This is a genomic window from Clostridium sp. AF21-20LB, from assembly GCF_003478795.1.
In the GTDB taxonomy this organism is placed as follows: Bacteria; Bacillota; Clostridia; order Lachnospirales; family Lachnospiraceae; genus Otoolea; species Otoolea fessa.
Genome location: NZ_QUGD01000009.1, coordinates 38,979 through 65,129 on the forward strand (window position 1 = coordinate 38,979; position 26,151 = coordinate 65,129).

General features: G+C 51.5%; 20 protein-coding genes and 4 pseudogenes. All 24 read left to right on the forward strand.

Annotation, left to right across the window (positions count from 1 at the left end):
* Positions 1 to 102: 102 nt before the first annotated feature.
* The 24 genes and pseudogenes from DWX76_RS14320 to DWX76_RS06745 all read left to right on the forward strand — a co-directional run bounded on the left by DWX76_RS14320 (position 103) and on the right by DWX76_RS06745 (position 26,139).
* The gene (locus tag DWX76_RS14320; RefSeq protein WP_243015178.1) at positions 103 to 270 is read left to right on the forward strand and encodes a YabP/YqfC family sporulation protein; all 168 of its coding nucleotides are present in this window, start codon (positions 103 to 105) and stop codon (positions 268 to 270) included.
* A gap of 9 nt (positions 271 to 279) precedes the next feature.
* Complete coding sequence (locus DWX76_RS06645) at positions 280 to 1,569, forward strand: sporulation protein YqfD (RefSeq protein WP_182429746.1); 1,290 nt, start codon at positions 280 to 282, stop codon at positions 1,567 to 1,569.
* Positions 1,544 to 2,578, forward strand: coding sequence for a PhoH family protein (locus DWX76_RS06650; protein WP_118570357.1), 1,035 nt, complete (start codon positions 1,544 to 1,546; stop codon positions 2,576 to 2,578). The genes DWX76_RS06645 and DWX76_RS06650 overlap by 26 nt, the downstream gene beginning before the upstream one ends.
* Entirely contained in the window at positions 2,575 to 3,072 is a 498-nt protein-coding gene (gene ybeY, locus DWX76_RS06655) for an rRNA maturation RNase YbeY (RefSeq protein ID WP_022359625.1), read from the forward strand. The genes DWX76_RS06650 and ybeY overlap by 4 nt, the downstream gene beginning before the upstream one ends.
* A gap of 66 nt (positions 3,073 to 3,138) precedes the next feature.
* A complete protein-coding gene (locus tag DWX76_RS06660; protein WP_243022478.1) occupies positions 3,139 to 4,278 on the forward strand; it encodes a DUF3048 domain-containing protein in 1,140 nt (379 codons plus the stop codon).
* Positions 4,259 to 5,203: an oligosaccharide flippase family protein gene (locus tag DWX76_RS14980; protein WP_412694000.1), complete on the forward strand. Its 945-nt coding sequence runs from the start codon at positions 4,259 to 4,261 to the stop codon at positions 5,201 to 5,203. Before DWX76_RS06660 ends, DWX76_RS14980 begins: the two co-directional genes overlap by 20 nt.
* The gene (locus DWX76_RS14985) at positions 5,143 to 6,069 is read left to right on the forward strand and encodes a polysaccharide biosynthesis C-terminal domain-containing protein (protein WP_412694009.1); all 927 of its coding nucleotides are present in this window, start codon (positions 5,143 to 5,145) and stop codon (positions 6,067 to 6,069) included. The genes DWX76_RS14980 and DWX76_RS14985 overlap by 61 nt, the downstream gene beginning before the upstream one ends.
* A 75-nt stretch (positions 6,070 to 6,144) precedes the next feature.
* A complete protein-coding gene (locus DWX76_RS06670) occupies positions 6,145 to 6,522 on the forward strand; it encodes a hypothetical protein (RefSeq protein ID WP_106999838.1) in 378 nt (125 codons plus the stop codon).
* A gap of 84 nt (positions 6,523 to 6,606) precedes the next feature.
* Positions 6,607 to 7,851, forward strand: a pseudogene (locus tag DWX76_RS06675) (NAD(P)/FAD-dependent oxidoreductase).
* Positions 7,848 to 9,488: an NAD(P)/FAD-dependent oxidoreductase gene (locus tag DWX76_RS06680; protein WP_118570358.1), complete on the forward strand. Its 1,641-nt coding sequence runs from the start codon at positions 7,848 to 7,850 to the stop codon at positions 9,486 to 9,488. The pseudogene DWX76_RS06675 and the gene DWX76_RS06680 overlap by 4 nt, the downstream one beginning before the upstream one ends.
* Before the next feature lie 90 nt (positions 9,489 to 9,578).
* Complete coding sequence (locus tag DWX76_RS06685; RefSeq protein WP_022359502.1) at positions 9,579 to 9,806, forward strand: DUF896 domain-containing protein; 228 nt, start codon at positions 9,579 to 9,581, stop codon at positions 9,804 to 9,806.
* A gap of 16 nt (positions 9,807 to 9,822) precedes the next feature.
* Positions 9,823 to 10,401 carry a 5-formyltetrahydrofolate cyclo-ligase gene (locus tag DWX76_RS06690; protein ID WP_118570359.1) on the forward strand — a complete coding sequence of 193 codons (579 nt, stop codon included), beginning with the start codon at positions 9,823 to 9,825 and terminating at the stop codon, positions 10,399 to 10,401.
* Between the two features lie 355 nt (positions 10,402 to 10,756).
* Positions 10,757 to 12,124: a tRNA (N6-isopentenyl adenosine(37)-C2)-methylthiotransferase MiaB gene (gene miaB, locus DWX76_RS06695; protein ID WP_243017797.1), complete on the forward strand. Its 1,368-nt coding sequence runs from the start codon at positions 10,757 to 10,759 to the stop codon at positions 12,122 to 12,124.
* Positions 12,125 to 12,137: 13 nt separating this feature from the next.
* A complete protein-coding gene (locus DWX76_RS14325) occupies positions 12,138 to 12,671 on the forward strand; it encodes a hypothetical protein (protein WP_243022479.1) in 534 nt (177 codons plus the stop codon).
* Between the two features lie 92 nt (positions 12,672 to 12,763).
* Positions 12,764 to 13,414 (forward strand): L,D-transpeptidase, encoded by a 651-nt coding sequence (locus DWX76_RS14330; protein WP_243022480.1) that lies wholly within the window; start codon positions 12,764 to 12,766, stop codon positions 13,412 to 13,414.
* Positions 13,415 to 13,516: 102 nt separating this feature from the next.
* Positions 13,517 to 16,158: pseudogene (mutS, locus tag DWX76_RS06705) on the forward strand (DNA mismatch repair protein MutS).
* Between the two features lie 32 nt (positions 16,159 to 16,190).
* A pseudogene (gene mutL / locus DWX76_RS06710) lies at positions 16,191 to 18,286 on the forward strand (DNA mismatch repair endonuclease MutL).
* Positions 18,287 to 18,310: 24 nt separating this feature from the next.
* Entirely contained in the window at positions 18,311 to 19,294 is a 984-nt protein-coding gene (miaA, locus tag DWX76_RS06715; protein WP_118472322.1) for a tRNA (adenosine(37)-N6)-dimethylallyltransferase MiaA, read from the forward strand.
* A gap of 101 nt (positions 19,295 to 19,395) precedes the next feature.
* Positions 19,396 to 20,693: pseudogene (locus tag DWX76_RS06720) on the forward strand (methionine gamma-lyase family protein).
* Positions 20,694 to 20,828: 135 nt separating this feature from the next.
* Complete coding sequence (locus tag DWX76_RS06725) at positions 20,829 to 21,083, forward strand: DUF4321 domain-containing protein (protein WP_106999848.1); 255 nt, start codon at positions 20,829 to 20,831, stop codon at positions 21,081 to 21,083.
* A 67-nt stretch (positions 21,084 to 21,150) separates the two neighbouring features.
* The gene (gene radC / locus DWX76_RS06730; protein ID WP_412694001.1) at positions 21,151 to 22,068 is read left to right on the forward strand and encodes a DNA repair protein RadC; all 918 of its coding nucleotides are present in this window, start codon (positions 21,151 to 21,153) and stop codon (positions 22,066 to 22,068) included.
* Complete coding sequence (gene mreC / locus DWX76_RS06735) at positions 21,980 to 22,747, forward strand: rod shape-determining protein MreC (RefSeq protein WP_412694002.1); 768 nt, start codon at positions 21,980 to 21,982, stop codon at positions 22,745 to 22,747. The genes radC and mreC overlap by 89 nt, the downstream gene beginning before the upstream one ends.
* Positions 22,728 to 23,246, forward strand: coding sequence for a rod shape-determining protein MreD (mreD, locus tag DWX76_RS06740; RefSeq protein WP_022359512.1), 519 nt, complete (start codon positions 22,728 to 22,730; stop codon positions 23,244 to 23,246). The genes mreC and mreD overlap by 20 nt, the downstream gene beginning before the upstream one ends.
* The gene (locus DWX76_RS06745) at positions 23,239 to 26,139 is read left to right on the forward strand and encodes a penicillin-binding transpeptidase domain-containing protein (protein ID WP_118570360.1); all 2,901 of its coding nucleotides are present in this window, start codon (positions 23,239 to 23,241) and stop codon (positions 26,137 to 26,139) included. The genes mreD and DWX76_RS06745 overlap by 8 nt, the downstream gene beginning before the upstream one ends.
* Positions 26,140 to 26,151: the final 12 nt, after the last annotated feature.

A 26,151-nucleotide genomic window follows, 5' to 3' on the forward strand; every position in this document is an offset into this window, starting at 1 on the left:
GTTTGGCAGACAGAAAAAAGCGATCGTTTCGGCGCTCCATCTGCCGGAGGACGTCGTTCTCGGAGAGATGCTTCTGTATTTACCGGCAGTCGGGCGGCTGTGGTGGAAAATTACAGGAGCATTCTCTTTTTTTCCGACGAAATGCTGCGGCTGACGGGAAAGAACACCCGGCTTACTATCAAGGGGAAGGGGCTTTCGATTGAGTATTATGACCGCGATAATCTGCGGGTCACGGGGCAGATTGTGTCTGTCGAATTTGGGGTGCTGTGAGGAATGAGTATGGCGAAGGTAAGACACCTTCTACATGGGATAGTGCGGCTTAACATGCGCGGCACCTCCCCGGAGAGATTCCTGAATCTCTGTACGCTGGCAGGTTTAAATGTCTGGCAGGTAAAAAAAGAGCAGGAAAATCTGCTGTTTTATATGGAAATCCGCGATTTTAAGCGGTGTGCGCCACTGGCAAGAAAAGCGGGAGTCCGTCTGCATATCGTTGAAAAGCGTGGGCTGCCGGTGTTTCTCTGGCGGAACCGGAAACGGAAAGGGTGGGCGGTCAGCTTCGTCCTTTTTTTTCTGTTATTATTGTTTCTGGCACAATTTGTCTGGGAGATCGACTGGAGTGGAAACCGGCGTTATACCGAAAGTGAGCTGAATCATTACCTCCAGACGCTGCAGATTGAAGAGGGAATTCCCAAGAAGCGGATTTCCTGTGCGAGGCTGGAGGAAGAACTGCGGGAGTCATTTGAAGATATCACCTGGGTGTCGGTGCGCCTGCATGGGACGCGCCTTTTCATCCGCCTGCGGGAGAGCGAGGTTCCGGTCCGTCAGGAAGTGGAGTCCGGCGAGGCGTGCGATCTGGCGGCGGTATCAGACGCGCGGATCACGTCGGTAGTCGTCCGGAGCGGAATCCCGCTTGTGCAGGCGGGAGATACGGTGGAAAAGGGGCAGCTTCTGGTGTCGGGAACGGTGCCGATCACAGATGATGGAGGCGAAGAAATTTCCTCTTACCGGGTGCGGGCGGATGCGGATATATATGGGATCCGGGAGCGGGTCGGGAGAAAGGAGCTTCCGCTCTGGAGGGAAATGCGGACGGAAACGGGAAAGAAACGATACGGAATTGCTTTGGAAGCAGGAACACACACATTTTACTGGAAAATTCCAGAATTTTATGATATGATAGAACATACATTCGATATGGCGGAGCGGTGGGGCTTTTTCAGACGGAGCAGGCGGATGAAACCTGCCTGGACGATCCGGACGGAGTACCGGAAATTGCGGCTCCCGCTTGATTTTTATCTGCCGCTTTCTGTCGGGTGGAGTGAGTACCGGGAGACGTCTGTCTGCGAAAAAAAGTATACAGAACCAGAGCTTGCGGCGCTGTCAGTGGCATTTCAAAAGGAGACGGAAGAAAAATTGATCGAAAAAGGTGTACATATTATGGCAAGTGATGGTAGAATACTAATAAATGGCGGAGTCTGCCATTTTGAGGTACGGCTTCAGACGGAGGAGCCGATTCAAGTTGTGACACAAGGAGAACAGCAAAGGAATGAGCATAATAGAGACAATGATTGATATTCCGATGGAGCATGAGCGGAATGTATGCGGACAGTTTGACGCGTATCTGAAAAAGATTGAGCGGACGCTGCACGTGACGATGATCACACGCGACGGCGCGCTGAAAATCATCGGTCCGGAGCAGACGATCCGGCAGGCGAAGAGTGTGTTCAACAATCTGTTAGAGCTTTCCAGGCGCGGCAATACCGTTACCGAGCAGAATGTTGATTACGCCCTGTCGCTGTCCTTCACGGAGAAGGACGATCAGATTCTCGAGATCGATAAGGATATCATCTGCCGGACGATCACGGGCAAGCCGGTCAAACCGAAGACGATGGGACAGAAACAGTACGTGGACCTGATCCGCAAGAAGATGATTGTATTTGGCATCGGTCCGGCGGGTACCGGAAAAACGTATCTGGCGATGTCGATGGCGATACAGGCATTTAAGAGTGGCGAGGTAAGCCGGATCATCCTGACGCGTCCGGCGATCGAGGCGGGGGAAAAACTGGGTTTTCTGCCGGGCGATCTGCAGAGCAAGATCGATCCGTACCTGCGTCCGCTTTACGATGCGCTGTATCAGATTATGGGGGCAGAAAGTTACCTGCACAATTCTGAGAAGGGCTTGATTGAGGTGGCGCCGCTTGCGTACATGCGTGGTCGTACCCTGGATAATGCGTTCATCATTCTCGATGAGGCGCAGAATACGACCCCGGCACAGATGAAGATGTTCCTGACACGTATCGGCTTTGGTTCCAAGGTGATTGTGACGGGCGACCAGTCGCAAAAGGATCTGCCTGCCGGAGCTGCGTCCGGACTGGATACGGCGATTCATGTACTCAAGAAAATTGACGATATTGGTTTCTGCTATCTGACCAGCAGCGATGTAGTCCGCCATCCGCTGGTACAGAAGATCGTAGAGGCGTACGATGCGTATGAGAAAAAAGATGCGGATGCGTCCCGCGGTTTCCGGAGAAATAATTCCGGGACGCGTGACCGGAAAGATGGAGGAAGAAAGAACAGATGACAATCCAGATCGAATATGAAGCAGAGCGGGAGTGGGAGATAGATTACCGTCCGATCATCGAGGAGATCGTGGTTGCGGCGCTCGATTATGAAAAATGCCCGTATGAGGCGGAGGTCAATGTAGTCCTGACAAATGATGAGGAGATTCATCGTATTAATAAGGAATTCCGAGGAATCGACCGGGCAACCGACGTCCTCTCTTTTCCGATGGGGGATTACGATGTGCCGTCCGATTTTGAACGGTTGGAAGAGCAGTCAGAGGACTATTTTAACCCGGAGACGGGCGAACTTCTTCTGGGCGATATCGTGATCTCGATCGATAAAGTAGACGAGCAGGCGGAGAAATACGGTCATTCTAAGGAGCGCGAGCTGGCGTTCCTGGTGGCACACAGTATGCTGCACCTGTGCGGTTACGATCATATGGAAGATGACGAACGCCTTGTGATGGAGAAAAAACAGGAGGAAATCCTGGCTGGCAAAGGGTATACGCGCTAAAAGCAGGGAAAAGAACCGGAGGGAAAGGGGAGAGCCCATTCGGGAAATGAGGCATATGGGGATGTGATGGGGGAAGTATGGAATGAAAAAAAGCGGTTGGAAAATAAGGCACTGGCACTGACTCTGATGGCAGTCTGCTGGCTGTCAGGCTGTTCGGCTCACAAAGAAATATCGGTAACGGCAGCAGAGACACAGGAGGAGACACGTGAGCTGTCCTTAAATACAGAGACGGAGGCCGAAACGCAGCCGGAAGCAGAGCCGGAGGGACGTTACGAAAAAGACGGGAAGATACAGAGTTATCTGACCGGGGAATGGACGGATGTCGCAAAGGCGAACCGCCGTCCGCTCGCAATCATGATGAGCAATGACAAGGCGGCGCTTCCGCAGTATGGCATCAACCATGCCGGAGTGGTCTATGAGGCACCGGTGGAAGGCAGCATGAACCGATATATGGCACTGATAGAGGACTATGACGATCTGGACCGGATCGGTTCCGTCCGGAGCTGCCGCCCATACTATACTTTTTTTGCAAGGGAATTTGAGGCAGTCTATGCACATTATGGGCAGAATACGTTTGCACTTCCGTATCTGGAGCAGATGGAACATTTAGACGGAATCAAAGGTAATGGGGTATCTGCGTATTTCCGGACCAAGGATCGGAAGACCCCGCACAATGCCTATGCATCGGGACCAAAGCTGCGCCAGGCGATCGAGGCGAGCGGTTATGCGGATGCGTATCCGGAGAGCTATGAGGGGCATTATACTTTTGCGCCGGAGAGTGCGCCGGTGTGCTTTGAGGATGGTATCGCAGCGGCCAAAGTAGTGCCAGGTTATCAGTTAAGCAATCCCTGGTTTGAGTATCACCCGGAGGACGGGCTGTACTACCGGTATCAGTATGGCGGTCCGCATATGGGAGATGAAGGACAGATAGCGGTTAAAAATATTATTTTCCAATACTGTTTGTGGAAATATTATAAACCGACGGAATATCTGGATATTGATGTCCATACACCGGCGATGGGGTATTATTTTACAAATGGACACGGCATTCTGATTCGTTGGGAAAAAGACGGCGCTTACGGCGTCACAAAGTATTACGATATGGACGGTCAGGAAATCAAGCTGAATCCGGGCAAGACCTGGGTCTGCATCCTTCCAAATGACCGTATGGATAAGGCGGAATTCTATGGAGAACAGACGGAGTAGAAGAAAACCCGGAATGCGGGAAGAGACAGAAAGAGAGATAATCAGCCGGCAGCGCACGGCAGGACGTAGAGAAGAAGCAGCTGGAGTCAGCCGGGAAAGTGCGGGCAGAAGCCGTAACCGGTCAGGAAGCAGCCGGAAGCCGGAAGCGGTTCCGGTGAGAAAAGAAAATTTTGTCATTCAGGGTACGATCCTGGCAGTTGCCGGTATCATTGTGCGTCTGATCGGTATTCTGTACCGCGTCCCGATGACGAATATCATCGGCGATGAGGGCATGGGATATTATTCGACGGCATTCAACGTATATAATATCATGCTGATCCTTTCATCGTACAGTCTGCCTCTGGCGGTGTCGAAGATGGTAGCGGCCCGCCTTGCGAAAGGGCAGTACCGCAATATGAACCGTGTTCTGCGGGCGGCGCTTGTCTATGCGACGGTCGTAGGTGGTCTGGCATGCTTTATTACCTGGAATTTTGCAGGTTTTTTTGCAACAACCTTGTTTAACACGCCATTCTGCGTGTATGCACTCCGCACACTTGCGCCAACGATCTGGATCATGGCGTATCTGGGTGTGCTGCGCGGTTATTTCCAGGGGCATGGAACGATGATTCCGACGGCGATCTCCCAGATCCTGGAGCAGGTGGTCAACGCGATTATCAGTGTGGTGGCCGCCAGCGTCCTTTTCAAGGTGGGACTGGATACAGCGAAAGTATATGGAAAAGATGGATATGCACAGGCATTTGGCGCGGCAGGCGGTACGATCGGCACAGGAAGCGGCGCGTTTGCAGCCTGTTATTTGTGCTGGTATTGTTTTTACTCTACCGTCCGACGGCAAAACGGCGGATTGCCAAGGATCGGAGCGGTAGTGTGGATTCCTACCGTCAGATTTCGAGAATCTTCTTCTTTACCGTTATTCCGGTTATCGTAAGCTCGGGTGTTTACAATATTAACTCGGTTATTGACAACGGTATCATGGCGCACGGCATGGAGTCGCTGGGACGCGGCAAAGAGTTTTTAGCCCTCTGGGGTATCTACAACAACAAATATATGCTGCTGGTACATGTCCCGCTTGCGATGGCGAACTCACTGTCCTCGTCGCTGATTCCTTCGCTGTCCGGTGCAATAGCGCGTAAGGACCGAATGGCGGCGATTGAGAAGACAGCCCTTGCGATCCGGTTTGCTATGCTGATTGCGATTCCGTCGGCGGTGGGGCTGACGGTACTTTCAGCGCCGGTCAATAACCTGTTATTCCGGGGCGGCAACAATGCGGAAGCGATCCGTATGATGATGATTGGCGCTTCAGCCGTTATCTTCCTGTCGCTTTCGACGGTTACCAATGCAATCTTACAGGGACTGAACCGGATGAATGTTCCGGTGCGGAACGCCCTGATTTCGTTGGCATTACACGTGATTGCGCTGTATATTATGCTGATGATCTTCAATATGGGTATCTACAGTATGGTATTTGCAAGTATTTTATTTGCGCTCTTTATGTGCATTTTAAATGCGATCGCGATCCGCAACACACTCGGTTACCGCCAGGAGATGGTCAAGACCTTCCTGCTGCCGGCAATCAGCGCAGCATTTATGGGCGCGGCGGCATATGGCGTGTACCGTGGGGTTACGCTGGTGATCCACAGCAATGTGCTGGGAACGCTGCTAGCGGTGCTTGTGGCGGTCGCGGTATATGGCGTGCTTCTTATCAAGCTGCACTGTATCGAGGAAGATGAGATGTATTCAATGCCGATGGGACGGAAACTCACACGCATCTGCCGGAAGCTGCATCTGATGTAGGGTTAGAAATTTAGTTATGATTAAAATTTAGAAAAAAGTGAATAATAAGGATACACAACAGGAGGTATCCTTATTATGAGAAAATATCAGGGAATACTGTTTGCGGCGCTTTTTTGTTTTGCAATGCTTCTGCTTCTGGCGGCAGGGCTCTGGTGGTACCGTCCACGGCGGGCGGAACCGGTACCGGGGCGCGTGTATGAGTCAGAGCGGATGCCGGAGAATAATGCGGTTCTGAACCCGGAACCGGAAGTGGCGGAGAAACAATCCGGCTATTGTCTGACGGCGGAGGATGGGATGCTGCTTATCTTTGACGGAACAAGCGGCGAAGTCTGTTTCCAGACCCATATGCCGCTCTCAGAATTTTCCGTGGAAGAACAGGAAAAACTGCTGGAAGGAGTCTGGTTCGACACAATGACGGATGTGTTTCACTATCTGGAGTCTTTCAGCAGTTAGATGTGATTATAATACAGTCAAAAAACAAAGAAGAAAGTCCGCGTATGAACGGTACGAAGCAAACGGTCAGGAAGGGAAATAGGGATGAGTCAGAATAAAGTAATCATAGTGGGAGCGGGAGCAGCCGGAATGACGGCTGCCATTTTTGCTGCCAGGGAGGGCGCTCAGGTGGTTCTGCTGGAACATAAAGACCGGGTCGGCAAGAAGATCCTGTCTACCGGCAATGGACGCTGTAACCTTTCAAACCGTTTGCAGGAGCCGTTCTGCTACCGCAGTGGTCAGCCGGATTTTCCATGGAAGGCGCTTGGGGCGTTTACGCTTCCGATGACACTGGAATATTTTGAGGATCTCGGCGTTTTGACGCGGGAACGGGACGGATATCTGTATCCATATTCCGGGCAGGCAAGCGCTGTTTTAGATGCACTCCGTTTGGGACTTGCGCGGGAGTCGGTTCAGGTGGTGACGGAATGTGAAGTTTTCTCGATCACGCCGCGCGAAGATGCGAAACACCGGTTTGAAGTGAAGACGTCCCAGGGGAGCTTTTCGGGCGAGGCGCTGATTCTGGCGTGCGGCAGCAAGGCGGCACCGGGTACAGGTTCGGATGGAAGCGGATATAAGCTGGCGAAACGGCTGGGACACCATATCATCAAGCCGCTTCCGGCACTGGTTCAGCTTCGTTGCCCGGAAAAGTTCTTTAAACAGCTCGCCGGAGTACGCGCGGATGCCTCTGTGATACTCTACAGCGATGGCAGAAAGCTGGCGGAGGACAAGGGCGAGGTGCAGCTTACGGATTATGGTATTTCGGGGATTCCGGTTTTCCAGGTCAGCCGCTTTGCGGCGCGCGCGCTCGATGAGGGACGGGATGTACGGGCGGTACTCAATTTTTATCCGGAATGCCCGGAAACGGAGACACGCCGGATATTAAAAGAGCGGAGTGAGCGCCTGAAAGAACGGCAGGTGGAGGACTTTTTTTTCCGGCTGGATACATAAAAAACTGGCAGCTCTGTTTTAAAACAGGCAGGAATCCGGCCAGATCGGACGGTTGGCAGCCTGACAGAGGCACAGATTCAGACGCTGGGGGATCTGCTCTGCCGGTTTGAGGTCAGCGTGAACGGTACAAATTCCTTTGAACAGGCACAGATTTGCTGCGGCGGCGTCGATGTGCGGGAGGTTGACGCACAGACGATGGAATCGAAGAAGGTAAAAGGGTTATATTTTGCCGGGGAGATTCTGGATGTCGATGGCATCTGCGGCGGTTATAATCTCCAGTGGGCGTGGAGCAGCGGCGCAGCAGCTGGAAAATGTGCTGGAAGGGAGTCAGATAAATGATACGAGTAAATCAGGTAAAACTGCCGGTCAGCCACAGTGAGGCGGATCTTCGCAAGAAAACTGCCAAAATGATGGGAGTATCGGCAGATCAGATACAGTCGGTGAAGCTGGTGCGCCAGTCTCTGGATGCGCGCAAAAAGCCAGATCTGTACTATTTATATGCATTAGATGTTGCAGTGGCAGGGAAAGAGGCGGCGATTGTCAAACGTGCGCGCAGTGTAAATGTGCAGATCCGAAAGGAAGAGGCGTACCGCCTGCCTGATCCGGGAATAGAGCCGCTTCGGGAACGACCGGTAATCGTGGGCTTTGGTCCGGCAGGTATGTTTTGTGGTCTGATGTTGGCGCGTGCCGGATATCGCCCGCTTATTCTGGAACGGGGGCTGGATGCGGACAGCCGTGCAAAGGCGGTTGCACGCTATTGGACAGATGGAACGCTGGATCCGGAGTGCAATGTGCAGTTCGGCGAGGGCGGTGCCGGTACGTTTTCAGATGGAAAGCTGAATACGCTAGTCAAGGATCCGTCTGGGCGGAATAAGGAAGTGCTGAAAATCTTGGCGCAGGCGGGCGCGGATCCGGCGATTACCTATGTGAACAAGCCGCACGTTGGAACGGATGTTCTGCGGACGGTGGTAAAGAATATTCGAAGTGAGATAGAGAGTCTGGGCGGTGAGGTACGGTTTGGCTGCCGTCTGGAGGACTTTGAGACACAGAATGGTCATTTGTGTTCCATCCGCGTCAGTGCCCGTAAAGGCACGTCGGAGGCAGGACGGACGGTGGAGGAGATTCCGGCATCGGCACTGGTGTTGGCGATCGGGCATAGCGCCCGCGATACGTTTGCGATGCTGGCAGAGAAACCGCTCGACATGCAGGCAAAGGCATTTGCGGTGGGACTGCGGATCCAGCACCCACAGACGCAGATCAACTTAAGCCAGTACGGACGGGAAGAGGCCGGGAATCTGGGGGCTGCCAGCTATAAGCTGACGGCACAGACCTCCGGAGGCAGGGGCGTGTATTCTTTCTGTATGTGTCCGGGCGGCTTTGTTGTGGATGCATCCTCAGAGCCGGGACGGCTGGCAATCAACGGCATGAGCAACCATGATCGTGCCGGTGCAAACGCAAACAGCGCTCTGATTGTGACCGTTACACCGGAGGATTTTCCACAGCCGGGCACACTTGGCGGCGTGACGTTCCAGCGTCAGCTGGAGGAAGCGGCATACCGCTGCGGCGGCGGAAAAATCCCGGTACAGCTTTATGGAGATTTCCGGGAAAACCGGATTTCAACGGGATTTGGAGCAGTGACACCACAGTTTGAAGGGCAGTTTGCATTTGGAAATCTGCGGGAGGTGCTGCCGGAAGCGCTTTCGGCAGCGATGTTAGAGGGAATGGAACATTTTGGACATGTGATTCATGGCTTTGACCGCGAGGATGCGGTTTTTGCCGGAGTAGAGAGCCGGACCTCCTCGCCGCTGCGGATTCCGCGTGACCACGCGACGATGGAGAGCAGCACGATCGCGGGCATTTACCCATGCGGCGAAGGCGCTGGATATGCGGGCGGTATTACCTCGGCGGCGATGGATGGGATGAAGACGGCAGAGGCAATTATCGCGAAGTATGCTATCCCCAAAATTAAATTGTGAGAGAGAATGGTTCAGAGGCTTTAGGCTTTATAGTAAGGATGTCTGCCTGTAGCTGAGAAGAAACAAGCATTATAAGAGGAGAAATGATAGATGAAACAGGAAAGAATTGACCGTATTAATACGTTATATCATAAGAGCCAGGCAGTTGGATTGACCGAAGAAGAGAAAAAAGAGCAGGCAGCGCTTCGGAAGGAGTACATTGAGTCAATCCGTGGAAATATGCGAGGACAGTTAAATTCGATACTGATTAAAGAGAAAGACGGTTCTATTACGGATCTGGGTAAGAAATACGGCGGCGTTACGGATACGAAGAATTAATTGAAGGGTAGAAGAGATGGTTATTCATTCATCTGGATCGCAGATATCAAAACAGGAGATTCGCGCATATGTCCTTCAAAAACGCGGGACTCTGCTGCCAGAAGAAAAACAACGATGGGATGAGGCGTTGTTAGAACGTCTCATCCCCCTCTTTCCATCAGCCGGGACGGCAGTGTATGCCTATACGAGTGTGCGCGGTGAGGCAAGTACGGAATATTTGATTGACGAGCTGTTAAAGCGCGGCTGCCGGGTAGCGCTGCCGCGGGTGTTTGGGCGTGAAATGCGTTTTTTCTATGTCACAGATCGGTGCCAGCTTGTGACGGGGGCATATGGCATCCCGGAACCGGCGGACGGATGTCAGGAGGCAGATGCGCCGAAAGCGCTGGTGATCACGCCTGGCGTAGGGTTTTCCAAGGACGGAAACCGCATCGGTTATGGGGCGGGGTATTATGACCGCTTTTTTGCGGCAGAACCGGACCATATGGCGGTGGGGATCTGCTATGGATTCCAGTTGTTTCCGGCATTTGAAACCGAAAAGCACGATAAAAAAATGGCATATATTGTGACACCGGAGCAGACAATTAAAGTTTTGTAATGTCTGGCGCACTCGCGCGAAGCAGAAACATATCAAAGGCATACAGGAACAGAGCAGCCGTGTGGTAAACTCTGTTTTTGCTTCCAGATACATGAACCGGAATATTTTGTAAGAAACTGGAAAGGATTCTGGCAGGAATGGGACTTGCGAAAATGAGCGCCATATAGTAATATTATCTAATGTATGAAATATTAGGATTATTAGGATAATGAAAGAATAGTAAGGAGCAATACAATTTATGGATTTACATACAAACGATTCGTCCGAATCCGCAGCAGGCGTGTTTGTGTCTGACAAATGTCAGATTCCGGTGGGCGGTATACCGCAGCAGGAACCGGATCGCCAGCAGTATTATATGGCACTCTGCCGCCAGAAGGTACAGGAGATTTCGGACAAACTGGGGCGTCCGCTGACCTGCTTTATCTCGACGTTTGGATGTCAGATGAATGCACACGATTCAGAAAAGCTTCTCGGTATTCTGCTGGAAGCAGGATTTGTGGAAGGAACCAGTGAGGAATCGGATTTCGTCCTCTACAATACATGTACAGTCCGTGAAAATGCGAACCTGCGCGTGTATGGACGTTTAGGGTATCTTCACAGCCTCAAGAAAAAGAATCCGCACATGATGATCGCACTTTGCGGCTGCATGATGCAGGAGCCGGAGGTTGTAGAGAAATTAAAGAAGAGCTACCGCTTTGTGGACTTGATTTTCGGTACGCACAATGTATATAAACTGGCAGAGCTGCTGGAACAGCGCTTTGAGACGGGGAAGATGGTCATCGATATCTGGAAAGGAACTGATAAGATCGTTGAGGATCTGCCGTCGGAGCGCAAATATACATTTAAGTCTGGCGTTAATATCATGTTTGGCTGCAACAATTTCTGCAGCTATTGCATCGTCCCGTATGTGCGCGGACGCGAGCGCAGCCGTGCGCCGGAGGACATCATCCGTGAGATTGAAGAGCTGGTTAAGAACGGCGTCGTGGAGATCATGCTGTTAGGGCAGAATGTCAATTCCTACGGAAAGAACCTGGAATCTCCAATTACCTTTGCAGAACTTCTGCGCCGGGTAGAGCGGATTGAGGGGCTTAAACGGATCCGTTTCATGACCTCCCATCCGAAGGATCTGTCGGATGAGCTGATCGAAGTGATGGCATCTTCCAAGAAGATCTGCCGCCATCTGCATCTGCCGCTTCAGTCGGGCAGCAGCGAGATCCTAAAGAAGATGAACCGCCATTACACGAAGGAGCAGTATCTGGAACTGGCAGAGCGCATCCGCAAGGCGGTACCGGATATTTCCCTAACGACGGATATCATCGTTGGATTTCCGGGAGAGACGGAGGAAGATTTCGAGGAGACACTGGAGGTTGTGCGGAAAGTCCGCTACGACAGCGCATTTACCTTTATTTATTCGAAGCGCACCGGAACTCCGGCGGCAGCGATGGAAAATCAGGTTCCAGAAGAAGTTGTCAAAGAACGTTTCGACCGTCTGCTCGCAGAGGTACAGGCGATTTCCGCACAGGTCTGTGGACGAGATGTCCATACGGTGCAGGAGGTTCTGGTGGAGGAACCGGACAGTCACGTGGAGGGACTGGTAACCGGACGTATGTCCAATAACACAATCGTTCATTTCCCAGGTGGAAAAGAGCTGATTGGTAAAATTGTTAAAGTATATCTGAAGGAATCCAAGGGATTTTACTATATGGGATCCCTGGTAGATTAAGGAGGATAAATTTATGAAAAAGCATTATAAAGGATTGACGGTTCTGCTGTCAGCCTTCATGCTGGCAGGAAGTGCTTCCGTCGCATATGCAGGACCGGCAGATGACATTGCAAACGGTACAGTCGGTATGCCAAACACCGGTTCGTCAACATCGGCAGAGCAGTTCAACCAGGGAACCGGGCAGCAGGATGAGAACACGGCACTTCATGTCGGCGTCAATTATCTGTATAATGCGGAAGGCGATATTTCTGCATTTGCGATGGATTTGAAAAACTTTGAGGGGATCGGCGGCGTGTCCTACCGTGCATATACCAACACAGGCGGTTATCTGTGGTGGTACCATGACGGCATCCAGACCGGTGTGGTTGGTTCCGGAAGCTGGGTAGAGGCGATCCAGATTCAGCTTTCCGGTCAGGCTGAGAAGATGTACGATGTTTACTATAGCGTTACATCCAGTGGTCAGGGCAAGATGGGATATGCGAAGAACGGCGAAGTGGCTGGTACCGTGGATATCGGCGAGAAGATCCTTCTATTGAAGTCGTATTAGTTCCGAAGGGAAGCGCAGGTCCGCAGAGTGCAGCACCGCGCTACAAATCAGCTGCTTCCAGCAGACTGAGCGTAGCAGAAAATGCAACGGTTATGTTCAATGAGGACGGAAGCGTATATAACGGCTGGCTTTCCGATGACTTTGTACGTTATTATTTTGAAAATGGCTATGCAAAGACCGGCTGGCAGTATATCGATGGTTACAAGTTCTACTTTGACTCATGCGGTCGTCTGGTTCAGGACGTAGACAGCCTGATTGGCAAGCAGTCCGATTATCTCCTGAAGGTAAATAAGACACTGAACTGCCTGACGGTTTATGCAAAAGACGGCAATAACGGATATATTATTCCGGTGAAAGCGATGCTGACCTCCGTCGGTGATGATACGCCGATTGGAACTTTCAAGACACCGGAGAAATATCGCTGGAGACTGATGGTAAATGATACTTACACCCAGTATGCAACCCGTATCACACAGGGATTCCTGTTCCATTCGATTACATACGCAACCCCGAATGAGAATAACCTTCTGACCGTCGGCTATAATGGTCTGGGTGTTTCCCGTTCTTTAGGCTGTGTACGCCTGAACTGTAGAAACTCCAAGTGGGTATATGATAACTGCCATCTGGGAACGACTGTACAGGTATACGAGGATGCCAATGTAGCATCTCCATTTGATAAGCCGGAGCTGGTACCGATCTCCGATCAGCAGACCTGGGATCCGACGGATCCGAAATTCAACTAAAATAAAACGACAGCGGTCTGTCTGGTCTGGCATTCAGATGAGTGAAGTGCCGGAAAACGGGCAGATCGCGATGAAGAGAGGTAAATTGTGGCACTTTCACCAATGATGACTCATTATCTGGAGACGAAAAAACAGTATCCGGACTGTATTCTGTTTTATCGTCTTGGCGATTTCTATGAGATGTTTTTTGAGGATGCCCAGACTGTTTCGAAAGAACTGGAACTTACCCTGACTGGAAAAGACTGCGGACTGGAGGAGCGCGCGCCTATGTGCGGCGTTCCTTATCATGCCGTAGAGGGTTATTTGAGCCGTCTCGTCCAGAAGGGCTATAAGGTCGCCATCGCAGAGCAGATGGAGGATCCGAAACAGGCAAAGGGACTTGTGAAGCGGGAGGTAATCCGGGTGGTGACGCCGGGAACCCTGACAAATTCACAGGTTCTGGAGGAATCAAAAAACAATTACCTGATGGGAATTGTATACATAGACGGTGTATTCGGCGTTTCGACGGTTGATGTCAGCACGGGCGACTATCTTGTGACGGAGGTTCGCAACGAGCGCAGTCTGTTAGATGAAATTTATAAATTTTCGCCGTCGGAGCTTATCTGCAACGAGGCTTTTTACATGTCAGGAATCGATTTAGAGGACTTGAAAGTACGGTTAAATGCCGTGATCTCAGCACTTGAAAATCGGTTCTTTTCTGATGATTCCTGCCGGAGAATCCTGCGGGAACATTTTCATGTAGAGCACCTGGAAGCGTTGGGACTGGCGGACTATGAGACGGGCGCGATTGCGGCGGGCGCTGTCCTGCAGTATCTGTATGAGACGCAGAAAAATACACTGGAACACCTGACGCGCCTGACTGTCTATACGACCGGACAGTTTATGATGCTGGATACGTCCACGCGCCGGAACCTGGAGCTTACTGAGACGCTCCGGGAAAAGCAGAAGCGGGGCACACTTCTCTGGGTGCTTGATAAGACGAAAACGGCGATGGGCGCCCGTATGCTGCGGACACTTGTGGAGCAGCCGCTCATCAGCCGGGAGGAGATCCTGCGCCGCCAGAATGCGATAGAAGAGCTGAACATGAACTATATCAGCCGCGAGGAGCTGTGCGAATATCTGAATCCGATCTATGATCTCGAACGTCTGATCGGACGCATCAGTTACCGGACGGCAAATCCGCGCGATCTCATCGCGTTTGGCAATTCACTGGCGATGCTTCCGTATATCAAACAGATTTTGAAGGAGTTTTCAGGCGAGCTGCTTAAAAACCTGGAAGCCGATCTGGATCCGCTGGCAGATTTGAAGGAACTGATTGACAAGGCGATCGTGGAAGAGCCGCCGATCACGGTGCGCGAGGGCGGCATCATCAAGGAAGGCTACCATGAGGAGGCAGACCGTCTGCGTCATGCAAAGACAGAAGGAAAAGACTGGCTGGCACAGTTAGAGCAGAGCGAGCGTGAAAAGACAGGCATCAAAAACCTGAAAGTCAAGTTCAATAAGGTATTTGGCTACTATTTTGAGGTGACTAATTCCTTTAAGGATCTGGTGCCGGATTATTTCATCCGTAAACAGACCCTGACAAACGCAGAGCGCTATACGACCGACCGGCTGAAAGAGCTGGAAGATATCATTCTCGCGCCGAGGACAAGCTGGTTTCTCTGGAATATGATCTGTTCTGCCAGGTGCGCGACCAGATCGCGGGCGAGGTAAACCGGATTCAGAGTACCGCCCGTGCGATCGCGATGACGGATGTGCTGGCGTCTCTGTCGGTGGTGGCGACGCGTTACAATTACGTGAAACCTCATATCAACGAAAAGGGCATCATCCGCATCAAAAACGGACGTCATCCGGTCGTAGAGCGCATGATGGGCGGCGAGATGTTTGTCGCCAATGACACATATTTAGACAACGGAAAGAACCGGATTTCGATCATTACCGGTCCGAACATGGCTGGTAAGTCGACTTATATGCGTCAGACGGCGCTGATCACGCTGATGGCGCAGATCGGAAGCTTCGTCCCGGCGGATGAGGCGGATATCGGTCTCTGCGACCGTATTTTTACCCGTGTGGGCGCCTCGGATGATCTGGCATCCGGTCAGAGTACCTTCATGGTGGAGATGACCGAGGTTGCGAATATCCTGCGGAATGCGACGAAAAACAGCCTTCTGATTCTCGATGAGATCGGGCGCGGTACGAGTACCTTCGACGGCCTTTCGATCGCCTGGGCGGTTGTGGAGTATATTAGTAATACGAAGATTCTGGGGGCTAAGACGCTGTTTGCGACACATTACCATGAACTGACAGAGTTGGAAGGAACCTTAAGCGGCGTCAACAACTACTGTATCGCGGTCAAGGAACAGGGCGACGATATCGTCTTCCTGCGTAAAATCGTGAAGGGTGGCGCCGATAAGAGCTACGGCATCCAGGTGGCGAAGCTTGCAGGCGTTCCGGCTCCGGTCATCGATCGGGCAAAAGAACTGGTGGAAGAGTTGAGCGATGCCGACATTACAGCGCGTGCGAAGGAGATTGCAGAAAATGGTCCGGGAACCCAGACGCGCAAAAAGGTGGCAAAACCGGACGAGGTAGATCTGCAGCAGATGTCGATCTTTGACACGGTCAATGAGGACGATATCATCAAGGAGATCATGGAACTGGAAGTAAACCGGATGTCTCCGCTGGATGCGCTCAATACATTAGATAAGCTGCAGGCGAAGCTGAAAAACCGGTGGATGCACCAGTAAAAAAGAGTTTAGGAAGGATGTGGAGGAGATAGATGGCTGCGATTCAGGTCTTGGATTCCAATACAATCAATCAGATTGCAGCCGGCGAGGTCATTGAACGGCCGGCGTCGGTTGTCAAGGAGCTTTTGGAGAATGCGATCGATTCGAAGGCGACGGCGATCACGGTGGAGATTCAGGGCGGCGGTCTGCAGACGATCCGGGTGACGGATAACGGAAGCGGCATTGTGCGCGAGGAGATCCCACTGGCATTTAAGCGCCATGCGACCAGCAAGATCCGGACGGCGTCGGATTTGTTTCAGGTGGCATCGTTAGGGTTCCGCGGCGAGGCGCTGGCGTCGATCGCGTCGGTGGCGAAGGTGGAACTGATCACGAAAACAAACGATTCGATCAGCGGTTCCCGTTACCGCATTGAGGGCGGCGAGGAACTGGGACTGGAGGAGGTCGCGCGCCGGAAGGAACAACCTTTATCGCCAGAGATTTGTTCTACAATACACCGGTACGCCGGAAGTTTTTAAAGACGCCGGCGACAGAAGGGTCCCATGTGGCAGATTTAGTCGAAAAGATTGCCCTGTCGCATCCGGAAATCTCCATCCGTTTCATCAATAACAACCAGAGCCGTCTCCATACCTCTGGAAATCATAACTTAAAAGATATAATTTATGCGGTCTTTGGACGCGAGATCACGGCAAACCTGATTGAAGTGGATGCCGGAGCTGATCCGATCCGGGTAGGCGGCTTCATCGGTAAGCCGCTGATCGCGCGCGGCAACCGCACGTATGAAAATTATTTCATCAACGGACGCTATATCAAGAGCAGTATCATCGGAAAGGCGATCGAGGACGCATATAAACCGTTCATGATGCAGCACAAGTATCCATTTACGATGCTGCAATTTACGATCGATCCGTCGTATATTGACGTCAACGTCCATCCGGCGAAGATGGAGATCCGTTTCAGAGACGGCGAACAGATCTACCGGACGGTCTACCATACGATCGCGATGGCACTCGCTAACCGGGAACTGATTCCGGCGGTTTCGCTGGAGAATGAGAAGAATGCAGAGAAAGAGCTGAAGATTCCGGGGCTGGAAAAGGGAGTGCTGCCGGAGCTTCCAACCAGAAAGATGGAAAGCAGCCAGGGCAGCCGTCCGTCCTTAAAACCGGTCCGTATCCGTGAGGAACATCCGGAACCGTTTGAGACGAAACGTCTGGGAGCGTCGCAGGCAGAAATGATGTCGGTCTCGGAAGATATGCCGGGATATGGGGCTGAAAACGGCAGCGGATCAAATGCGGCTGTGTCAGGAACGGGGCGGTTCGATGAAGTGTTTGGAAGAACCGACACAACCGGCAGAGTTGAAAATGTTTCAATTAATACAGAGTCAGATCTGCCAGAGCCGGCCACGTCAGCGCCTTCCAGCGAATCCATCTCAGCTTCAGCGGGGCAAGCTGCATCTCCTGCATCTGTTTCAACGGGATCGACCCAGTCCGCCCCATCTGAAAAGCCCCGTCAGATGGATCTGTTTGAAGATAAACTCCTGACCAAACCGGCGCGTGCGAACCACCGCCTGATTGGACAGCTATTTGACACATACTGGCTGGTGGAGTATCATGATAATCTGTACATCATTGATCAGCATGCGGCGCATGAGAAAATCCTCTATGAGCGGACGATGGCATCCCTTCAAAAGAGGGAGTACACCTCCCAGATGATTGATCCGCCGATCATTTTGAGTCTCAACAGCAGTGAGCAGCTCAAATTAGAGCAGTATATGGAACATTTTACCTCGATCGGATTTGAGATTGAGCCGTTTGGCGGCAAGGAGTACGCGGTGCGTGCCGTTCCGGCGAACCTCTTTTCCGTCGCAAAACGCGAGCTTCTGATGGAGATGATCGACGATCTGGCGGAGGGCAATGGAAGCGGAACCCCGGATCTCATCGATGAGCGTGTGGCGACGATGTCGTGTAAGGCGGCGGTCAAGGGCAATCACACATTATCATTTGCCGAAGCGGACAAGCTGATCGATGAGCTTCTGGAACTCAAAAATCCGTATGCGTGCCCACATGGTCGCCCAACGATCATATCGATGAGCAAATATGAGTTGGAGAAGAAATTCAAACGGATTGTATAACCCATTAAAAGGAGAGAAAGTCTTATGGGAAATCTGGAACAAGCGGCTGAAAAAAAGCCCCTGATTGTCCTGACCGGACCGACGGCAGTCGGAAAAACGGCGCTGTCCATTCAGCTCGCCAGGCGGATCGGCGGCGAGATCATTAGCGCGGATTCGATGCAGGTGTACCGCCACATGGATATCGGTACGGCAAAGATACGCCTGGAGGAGATGGACGGTGTGCCGCACCATCTGATCGATATTTTAGAGCCGACTGAGGATTTCAATGTCGTGCGGTTTCAGGCGCTTGCCCGCGCGGCGGCGGAAGATATTTACAGCCGCGGAAAAATTCCGATCGTTGCAGGTGGAACCGGCTTTTATATTCAGGCACTGCTCAATGATATTGATTTCACCCAGATCGACGAAAATACGCAGTTTCGGGAGGAGATGGAACGCCTGGCAGCCGAACAGGGGGCGGAAGTCCTGCATGAGCGCCTGCGGGCGGTCGATCCAGAATCGGCGGAGGCGATCCACGCAAACAATGTAAAACGTGTGATCCGCGCGCTGGAATATTATGAGCAGACGGGCGAGAAGATTTCTGCCCACAATGAGGCGGAGCGGGCAAAGACTTCACCGTACCATTTCTTCTATTATGTATTAAATACCGATCGGACGGTTCTTTATGAGCGGATCGAGAAGCGGATCGATGAGATGATGGAAGAGGGACTGGTCGAGGAAGTGAGGCAGCTGCAGGCGATGGGCTGTCGCCGTGATTCAGTGGCGATGCAGGGACTTGGATATAAAGAAATTCTGGCATATTTAAATGGCGAAATGTCATTGGAGACAGCGGTCAATATCCTGAAACGCGATACGCGCCATTTTGCGAAACGTCAGCTTACCTGGTTCCGGCGGGAACGCGACGTGCGTTTCTTATATTTGCCGGAATTTGATAATGACCGGGAACGCGTGCTGGAACATATTCTGCAGGAATTAGCGGCGGAAGCGGGTATTATGGAGTGTGATTCATAAAGATGGATGGAACACTCTAAATTATAAGTTGTAAAAATCAAGAAAAGTTAAAGAAACAAAAAAAGAATTATAGAATAACCGACAACAGGAAAGGAAGCACCATGGAGTTAGAGAAAATGTATGGCGACCTCGGTATTTCGAAAGAAGTGCTTGAATATGGAGCCAGAATCGAAGCGGCTCTGGAAGACCGTTTCACAGAGATCGATGGCAATGCAGAGTACAATCAGTTAAAGGTAATCGCTGCGATGCAGAAAAACCGCGTCAGCGATATTCATTTTTCCGGTACAACCGGATATGGTTACAACGACCTCGGACGTGAGACGCTGGAACAGGTATATGCGGATGTATTCCATACTGAGGACGCGCTGGTGCGCCCGCAGATCGTGTGCGGAACGCACGCGCTCTACACGGCATTAGCCGGAAACCTGCGCCCGGGCGACGAGCTGCTTTCGCCGGTGGGAAAACCGTATGATACTCTGGAGGAAGTGATCGGCATCCGCGAGTCCAATGGTTCCCTGCGGGAGTACGGCATTTCATACCGTCAGGTTGACCTGCTGCCGGACGGAACCTTCGATTACGACGGCATCCGCGCGGCGATCAACGAGAAGACAAAACTGGTAACCATCCAGCGTTCCAAGGGATACGCATCCCGTCCAACCCTCTCGGCAGAGCAGATCGGTGAACTGATTGCATTTGTTAAATCCATCAAACCGGAAGTGATCTGTATGGTAGACAACTGCTATGGCGAATTCGTTGAGCGGATCGAACCGAGCGATCTCGGTGCGGACATGGTAGTCGGTTCCCTGATCAAAAACCCGGGCGGCGGACTGGCGCCGATCGGCGGCTATATCGCCGGAACCAGACAGTGCATCGAAAATGCAGCGTACCGCCTTGGTTCTCCGGGACTCGGACGGGAGGTCGGCGCGAGTCTTGGCGTCAACCAGTCCTTCTTCCAGGGACTTTTCCTGGCACCGACCGTTGTATCCGGTGCATTAAAGGGAGCTATCTTTGCGGCAAACGTCTATGAGCGCCTGGGCTTTGATGTGGTTCCGAACAGCACGGAACCGCGCTATGATATCATTCAGGCGATCACGTTTGGAAAACCGGAGGGTGTTATTGCGTTCTGCCAGGGCATTCAGGCGGCGGCGCCGGTTGACAGCTATGTATCGCCGGAACCGTGGGATATGCCGGGGTATGATTCCCAGGTTATCATGCAGCCGGTGCCTTTATCCAGGGTTCCTCGATCGAGCTTTCCGCGGATGGTCCGATCAAACCGCCGTACAGCGTCTTCTTCCAGGGCGGACTGACCTGGTACCATGCGAAGTTAGGCATTTTAATGTCCCTGCAGAAGCTTCTGGATGCAGGCATAGTAAAACCTGAGCAGCTCAAAATCGACTAGAAATGACGTTTTTTGAATGATTTTGTAATTAATTTTAAGAAAACTTTAAAAAAAAATCTGCCGGACTGTCTATACACATTCCGGCAGTTTGTGCTAAGATAATAAAGATTATAGAAAGGGACGGTATTCGGTATCATGAATCGAGCAAAAAATTTCTGGATTCTTCTGCTGCTCCTGATGACAGGGATTGTGTTAGGTGGATTTATCGGAAATATGGCATCCGGCGTCAGGGGACTGTCGTGGCTGAATTACGGACAATCCTTCGGTCTGATGGACCCGGTTGTTCTTGATTTAGGAATCTTGGTTATCACGTTTGGTCTGTCAATCCGGGTGACGATGGCGAGCATCATCGGCGTTGTCATTGCACTGATCGCATATCGTCTGATTTAATCAAAGAATCCCGCCTGGTGGGAATGGCTTTCTGTATGCAGAGGAGAGGCACGCAGGAGGACAATCAATGAAAAAAGAAACAGAGAAACCAGTAAAAAGTTCTGAACCGACCACTGGATGGCGTCTTACCATGAAAGATATCCCTGAAAAAGACCGACCCTACGAAAAATGTGAGAGGGAGGGAGTTGGGGCACTGACGGACGCCGAGCTTTTAGCGATCCTTATCCGGACCGGAAACCGGCAGGAGTCGGCACTTTCCTTGGCAACCCGGATTCTGGCGCAGGCGCAGCCACCGGGAATTTTAGGGCTTTTGCATCTGACTCTTCCAGAACTGATGGAGCAGAAAGGAATCGGCAGGGTCAAGGGAATCGAACTTTTGTGTGTGGGAGAACTGTCACAGCGGATCTGGCGCACCTTGACGCTTTCAGAAGCGCCTGCGTTTACGGCGCCGGAGGCGATCGCCGCTTTTTATATGGAGGAAATGCGTCACAAAGAGCAGGAAGAGATGCACCTGATGATCCTCAATACGAAGCAGAGGCTGATTCGGGATATCCTGCTGTTTCGGGGAACCTTCAATCACTCTCCGGCGTCTCCGAGGGAGATATTTATCGAGGCGCTGCGCTATCATGCAGCCAGCATCGTTTTAGTACATAATCATCCGAGCGGGGATCCTACCCCCAGTGCGGAGGATCGGCGGACGACCGTCCGGATTCAGGAGGCGGGCGCTATGCTGGGAATCCGGCTTTTGGATCATGTGATTATCGGCGAACAAGCTATTTTAGTTTCAAAGAACGGGGAATACTATCATTATGAAAAACAGCAAGTATATTCTGGCAGGTATGTCAGCCTTCTGTCTTGTGCTGATTACAGCAACGTCTATCAAATCAAGCTTTCTGATGCCGCTTCGGACGGGTGTCGGTTTTGTTCTGGTACCGCTGCAGTCAGGCGTCAACGCGATCGGCACAGGTCTCTACAATGCGCTTGAAAATTTTTCCTCCCTGCGGGAGGCGCAGGAGGAGAACAAGAATCTCCAGATGCGTCTGGATCAGATGGTGGAAGAGAACAACCGCTTGCAGTCGGAGCTTTACGAGTTAGACCGTCTCAGAGAGCTGTATCAGCTTGATCAGGAATATATGCAGTATAAAAAAATAGCCGCCCGTGTCATTGCAAAGGACTCTGGAAACTGGTTTCAGGTATTCCGGATCGACAAGGGAGCGGACGATGGCATCCAGGAAGATATGAACGTCATGGCAGGCGGCGGACTGGTCGGTATTGTAACCGATGTCGGGGCAAACTATGCAACTGTCCGCGCGATCATCGATGACGACAGCAACGTCAGCGGCATGTCCCTGCGGACTGGCGATACCTGTAATGTATCCGGCAACCTGACGCTTTACCAGGATGGACGGCTGGGACTTGACCATATCAAGAAAGAGGCAGATATCCAGGAGGGCGACAAGATCGTGACCTCCAACATCAGTGATATTTTCCTGCCGGGCATTCTCATCGGTTATGCCTCCGGGCTGACGACCGATGCCAACAACGTAACAAAATCCGGTACAATCATTCCAGTTGCAGATTTTGATAACCTGCAGGAGGTACTGGTAATCACCCAGCTGAAAAATGGGGATGGAGGCGACAATAATGCGGAAGCTGCTGATTAACCTTGTCATGCTGATTCTGGCATTCACGATCCAGATCTGCGTGTTCCCACAGATCGCCTTCTTATCTTCGGCTCCGAACCTGCTGCTGATTGTGGTGTTTGTGTGCAGCTTCATCGAGGGGCGCGAGCGGGGGATGTTCTACGGGCTGGTGGCAGGTCTTTTTATGGATCTGTTTTACAGTGGACCATTTGGCTTTTATACACTGTTTTTCATCAATCTGGGGTATGTCAGTGGAATCTGCAACAAGTATTATTATGAAGACTACATCACGCTGCCGCTGCTTTTGAGCCTGGCAAGTGATTTAATCTATAACCTGTACATCTATGTATTCCGGTTCCTGATACGGAATCGTCTGAATTTTGGGCATTATCTGGTCTCCATCATTATCCCGGAGATCATATTTACCACGGTTACGACGCTTGTCGTATACCGGTTTTTCCTTTTTATCAACCGGAAACTGAAAGAATGGGAACAAAGGAGAGATTCGAACATTGTTTGATGACCTGAAAGAATATCTGCGAGAATGGTTCAAAAAAGTGATTACCTCCCGGCTTTTTGTCCTGGCGGTTGTGTTCTGCCTGATGTCGTCCGCATTGGTGATGCGGTTGTTCAACCTGCAGATCATCAAGGGCGAAGAGTATCAGGATGCATATACAGCGATGACGGAAAAAGTCATAAAGACTGCCAGCACGCGGGGTAATATCTACGATCGGAACGGCAATGTGCTGGCGTACAACGAACTGGCATACGACGTTACCATACAGGATACCGGTGCGTACAAGACGGATGCACAGTGGAACACGATGCTCTACGATCTGGTATCGATCTTGAATAAACACGGTGAGAGCGCACAGACCAGTTTAGAGCTTACGCTCGATCACGATGGAAATGTCGTGTATACCTCCGAGACACAGTCCGGACGCAAGCGATTCCTGCGCGATTATTATGGTCTTAAAAATGTGGATGAGATGGACGATTCAGATGGAAAATACCCGTCCGACATTTCAGCGCCAGATCTGCTGGAGCGGATGAAAAAGGAGTACCACCTGACACTCGGTGATGATAAGAACCGGGACGGGCGCCCGCTTGACAAAGACGGCAATCCGATCGTTGTTTCGGATGAGGTGGCGCTGCAGATCGTCGGTATCCGCTACACGATGCGTTTTACCGCGTTCCAGAAGTACGAATCTACAACGATCGCGACGGATATCAGCGATGAGACCGTTGCAGACATTTTAGAGCACGCAGCCGATCTGGTGGGCGTCAATATACAGGAATCGACGATCCGTGTGTACAATGAAAGCATCTACTTTGCGCCGATCATTGGATATACGGGAAAAGTAACGAGCGAACGTCTGGAGGAGTTAAAGACGGTCAACGATGACTATGAGTTAAATGATGTCGTAGGCCGTACCGGTATCGAATCCTCGATGGAGCTGGAATTAAAGGGTAAGAAAGGTTCCCAGACGGCATATGTAGATAACGTCGGAAGAATCCTAAGCGTGACCGGGGAAGTCGCACCGGTGGCAGGCAACGATATCTGGCTGACCCTCGATCTGAACCTTCAGAAGGGTATTTACCACATTCTGGAGAAGCAGCTGGCGGGCGTCTTGTTAAAGACGATTGTCAACCAGGATGAGAAAGATATCGCTTATATCGATTCTTCCAGTATTAAGATACCGATCAAGAAGGCATACTTCCAGCTGATCAACAACAACGTCCTCTCGATTGACAATTTCGCTTCCGAAGAGGCATCCGATGTGGAACAGCAGATTTATCAGAAGTACGAGAGCTCACGCGTGCGGATTGAACAGGAACTGCGGGGCGAACTGCAGTCTGAAAATGCAACGCCGATGAACGCGCTGTCAGAGGAAATGCAGGCATATATGCAGTATATCTATTCGTATCTTTCTTCCAGCAACAAGGCGATTGTCCAGCGTGATGCGATTGATACGTCCAGTGACATGTATCAGGCGTGGAAGAACGGTACGATCAGTCTGCGGGAATACTTATATTATGGAATTGCCAACAACTGGATCGATACGACGAAGCTGGACATCCAGAGCCGGTATTCGAATGCGGACGATGTCTTCACGGCACTGCTGGACGACTGTTTCCGCGATCTGGAACAGGATCCGGCATTCGAGAAACTGATTTATCAGTATTTAATCAATAACAATGTTGTGACTGGGCGCGAGCTCTGTATGGCGCTCTATTCCCAGAATGTGCTTGCATACGATGAGAATGAGGTCAACCTGCTGCGTGTCAGCGGGGAAGAATATGCGTACCAGTTCCTGATGAATAAGATCCGCAATATTGAGATCACACCGGCGCAGCTGGCACTTGACCCGTGTACGGCGAGCTGTGTCGTGACGAGCGCGAAGACTGGCGAGGTGCTGGCACTGGTATCTTATCCAAGCTATGACAACAACCGGATTTCGGACAGCACCTATTTTGCCCAGCTAAATGCCGATCAGTCGCTGCCGCTGCGAAACAATGCGACGCAGACACTGAAAGCACCAGGCTCCACCTTCAAGCCGATCACGGCGATTGCAGGTCTGGAAGAGGGGGCAATCACGCTTTCTGATATGATTAACTGTACCGGTATTTATGAGGAAGTCAGCAATCCGATCCGATGCTGGAAATATCCGGGCTTCCACGGACCGTTAAATGTCGTGGGAGGCATCGAAAATTCCTGTAACTATTTCTTCTCGGAGGTGGCGCACCGCCTGTCCACAGAGGCAGATGGAAGCTACAAACCGGAGAAAGGTCTGGAGACGCTGAAAAAATACGCGACCATGTTCGGTTTGGATCGGACTTCGGGCATTGAAATCTCGGAGGCGACGCCGTCTATCAGTGATACCGATCCGGAGCGTTCCAGTATGGGACAGGGTACGCACCAGTTTGCGAGCGTGCAGCTTGCCCGCTATGTGACGGCGCTTGCCAACCGCGGCACGGTCTATGATCTGAGCTTGATTGATAAGGAGACGGATTCCCAGGGTAATCTGGTCAAGGATTATTCGCCGGCTGTGGCGTCAACCCTTGATTTCCAGACAAGCACCTGGGATGCAGTCCAACAAGGTATGCGCCAGGTAGTTACCAACAGTTCGACCAAGCGTGTGTTTGATGGTCTGGACGTACACGTGGCCGGTAAGACCGGTACGGCGCAGGAGTCCCAGAAACGGGGCAACCACGCGTTCTTTATTTCGTTTGCACCGTATGAGAATCCGGAAATTTCGGTGACGGTCAGTATCCCGAATGGATATTCTTCTTCGAATGCGGCGATGGTGGCAAAACACGTATATCGTTACTTCTATGGCTATGCGAGTCTGGATGATATCCTGAATTCAGGAGCATTGGATGCGTCCAATGAACGAATCAATGGAGATTAAGAGGTGATGGAA

Excerpts from the sequence above, each read along its gene's own strand:
- DWX76_RS06680 (WP_118570358.1), top strand. The coding sequence starts at position 7,848 with ATGATACGAGTAAATCAGGTAAAACTGCCGGTCAGCCACAGTGAGGCG.
- DWX76_RS14980 (WP_412694000.1), top strand. The coding sequence starts at position 4,259 with ATGGAGAACAGACGGAGTAGAAGAAAACCCGGAATGCGGGAAGAGACA.
- miaB (WP_243017797.1), top strand. The coding sequence starts at position 10,757 with ATGGCACTCTGCCGCCAGAAGGTACAGGAGATTTCGGACAAACTGGGG.
- mreC (WP_412694002.1), top strand. The coding sequence starts at position 21,980 with ATGCCGCTTCGGACGGGTGTCGGTTTTGTTCTGGTACCGCTGCAGTCA.
- DWX76_RS06670 (WP_106999838.1), top strand. The coding sequence starts at position 6,145 with ATGAGAAAATATCAGGGAATACTGTTTGCGGCGCTTTTTTGTTTTGCA.
- miaA (WP_118472322.1), top strand. The coding sequence starts at position 18,311 with ATGGGAAATCTGGAACAAGCGGCTGAAAAAAAGCCCCTGATTGTCCTG.
- DWX76_RS14325 (WP_243022479.1), top strand. The coding sequence starts at position 12,138 with ATGAAAAAGCATTATAAAGGATTGACGGTTCTGCTGTCAGCCTTCATG.
- DWX76_RS06645 (WP_182429746.1), top strand. The coding sequence starts at position 280 with ATGGCGAAGGTAAGACACCTTCTACATGGGATAGTGCGGCTTAACATG.
- radC (WP_412694001.1), top strand. The coding sequence starts at position 21,151 with ATGAAAAAAGAAACAGAGAAACCAGTAAAAAGTTCTGAACCGACCACT.
- DWX76_RS06690 (WP_118570359.1), top strand. The coding sequence starts at position 9,823 with ATGGTTATTCATTCATCTGGATCGCAGATATCAAAACAGGAGATTCGC.
- DWX76_RS14330 (WP_243022480.1), top strand. The coding sequence starts at position 12,764 with ATGTTCAATGAGGACGGAAGCGTATATAACGGCTGGCTTTCCGATGAC.
- mreD (WP_022359512.1), top strand. The coding sequence starts at position 22,728 with ATGCGGAAGCTGCTGATTAACCTTGTCATGCTGATTCTGGCATTCACG.
- DWX76_RS06650 (WP_118570357.1), top strand. The coding sequence starts at position 1,544 with ATGAGCATAATAGAGACAATGATTGATATTCCGATGGAGCATGAGCGG.
- ybeY (WP_022359625.1), top strand. The coding sequence starts at position 2,575 with ATGACAATCCAGATCGAATATGAAGCAGAGCGGGAGTGGGAGATAGAT.
- DWX76_RS06685 (WP_022359502.1), top strand. The coding sequence starts at position 9,579 with ATGAAACAGGAAAGAATTGACCGTATTAATACGTTATATCATAAGAGC.
- DWX76_RS06725 (WP_106999848.1), top strand. The coding sequence starts at position 20,829 with ATGAATCGAGCAAAAAATTTCTGGATTCTTCTGCTGCTCCTGATGACA.
- DWX76_RS06660 (WP_243022478.1), top strand. The coding sequence starts at position 3,139 with ATGGGGGAAGTATGGAATGAAAAAAAGCGGTTGGAAAATAAGGCACTG.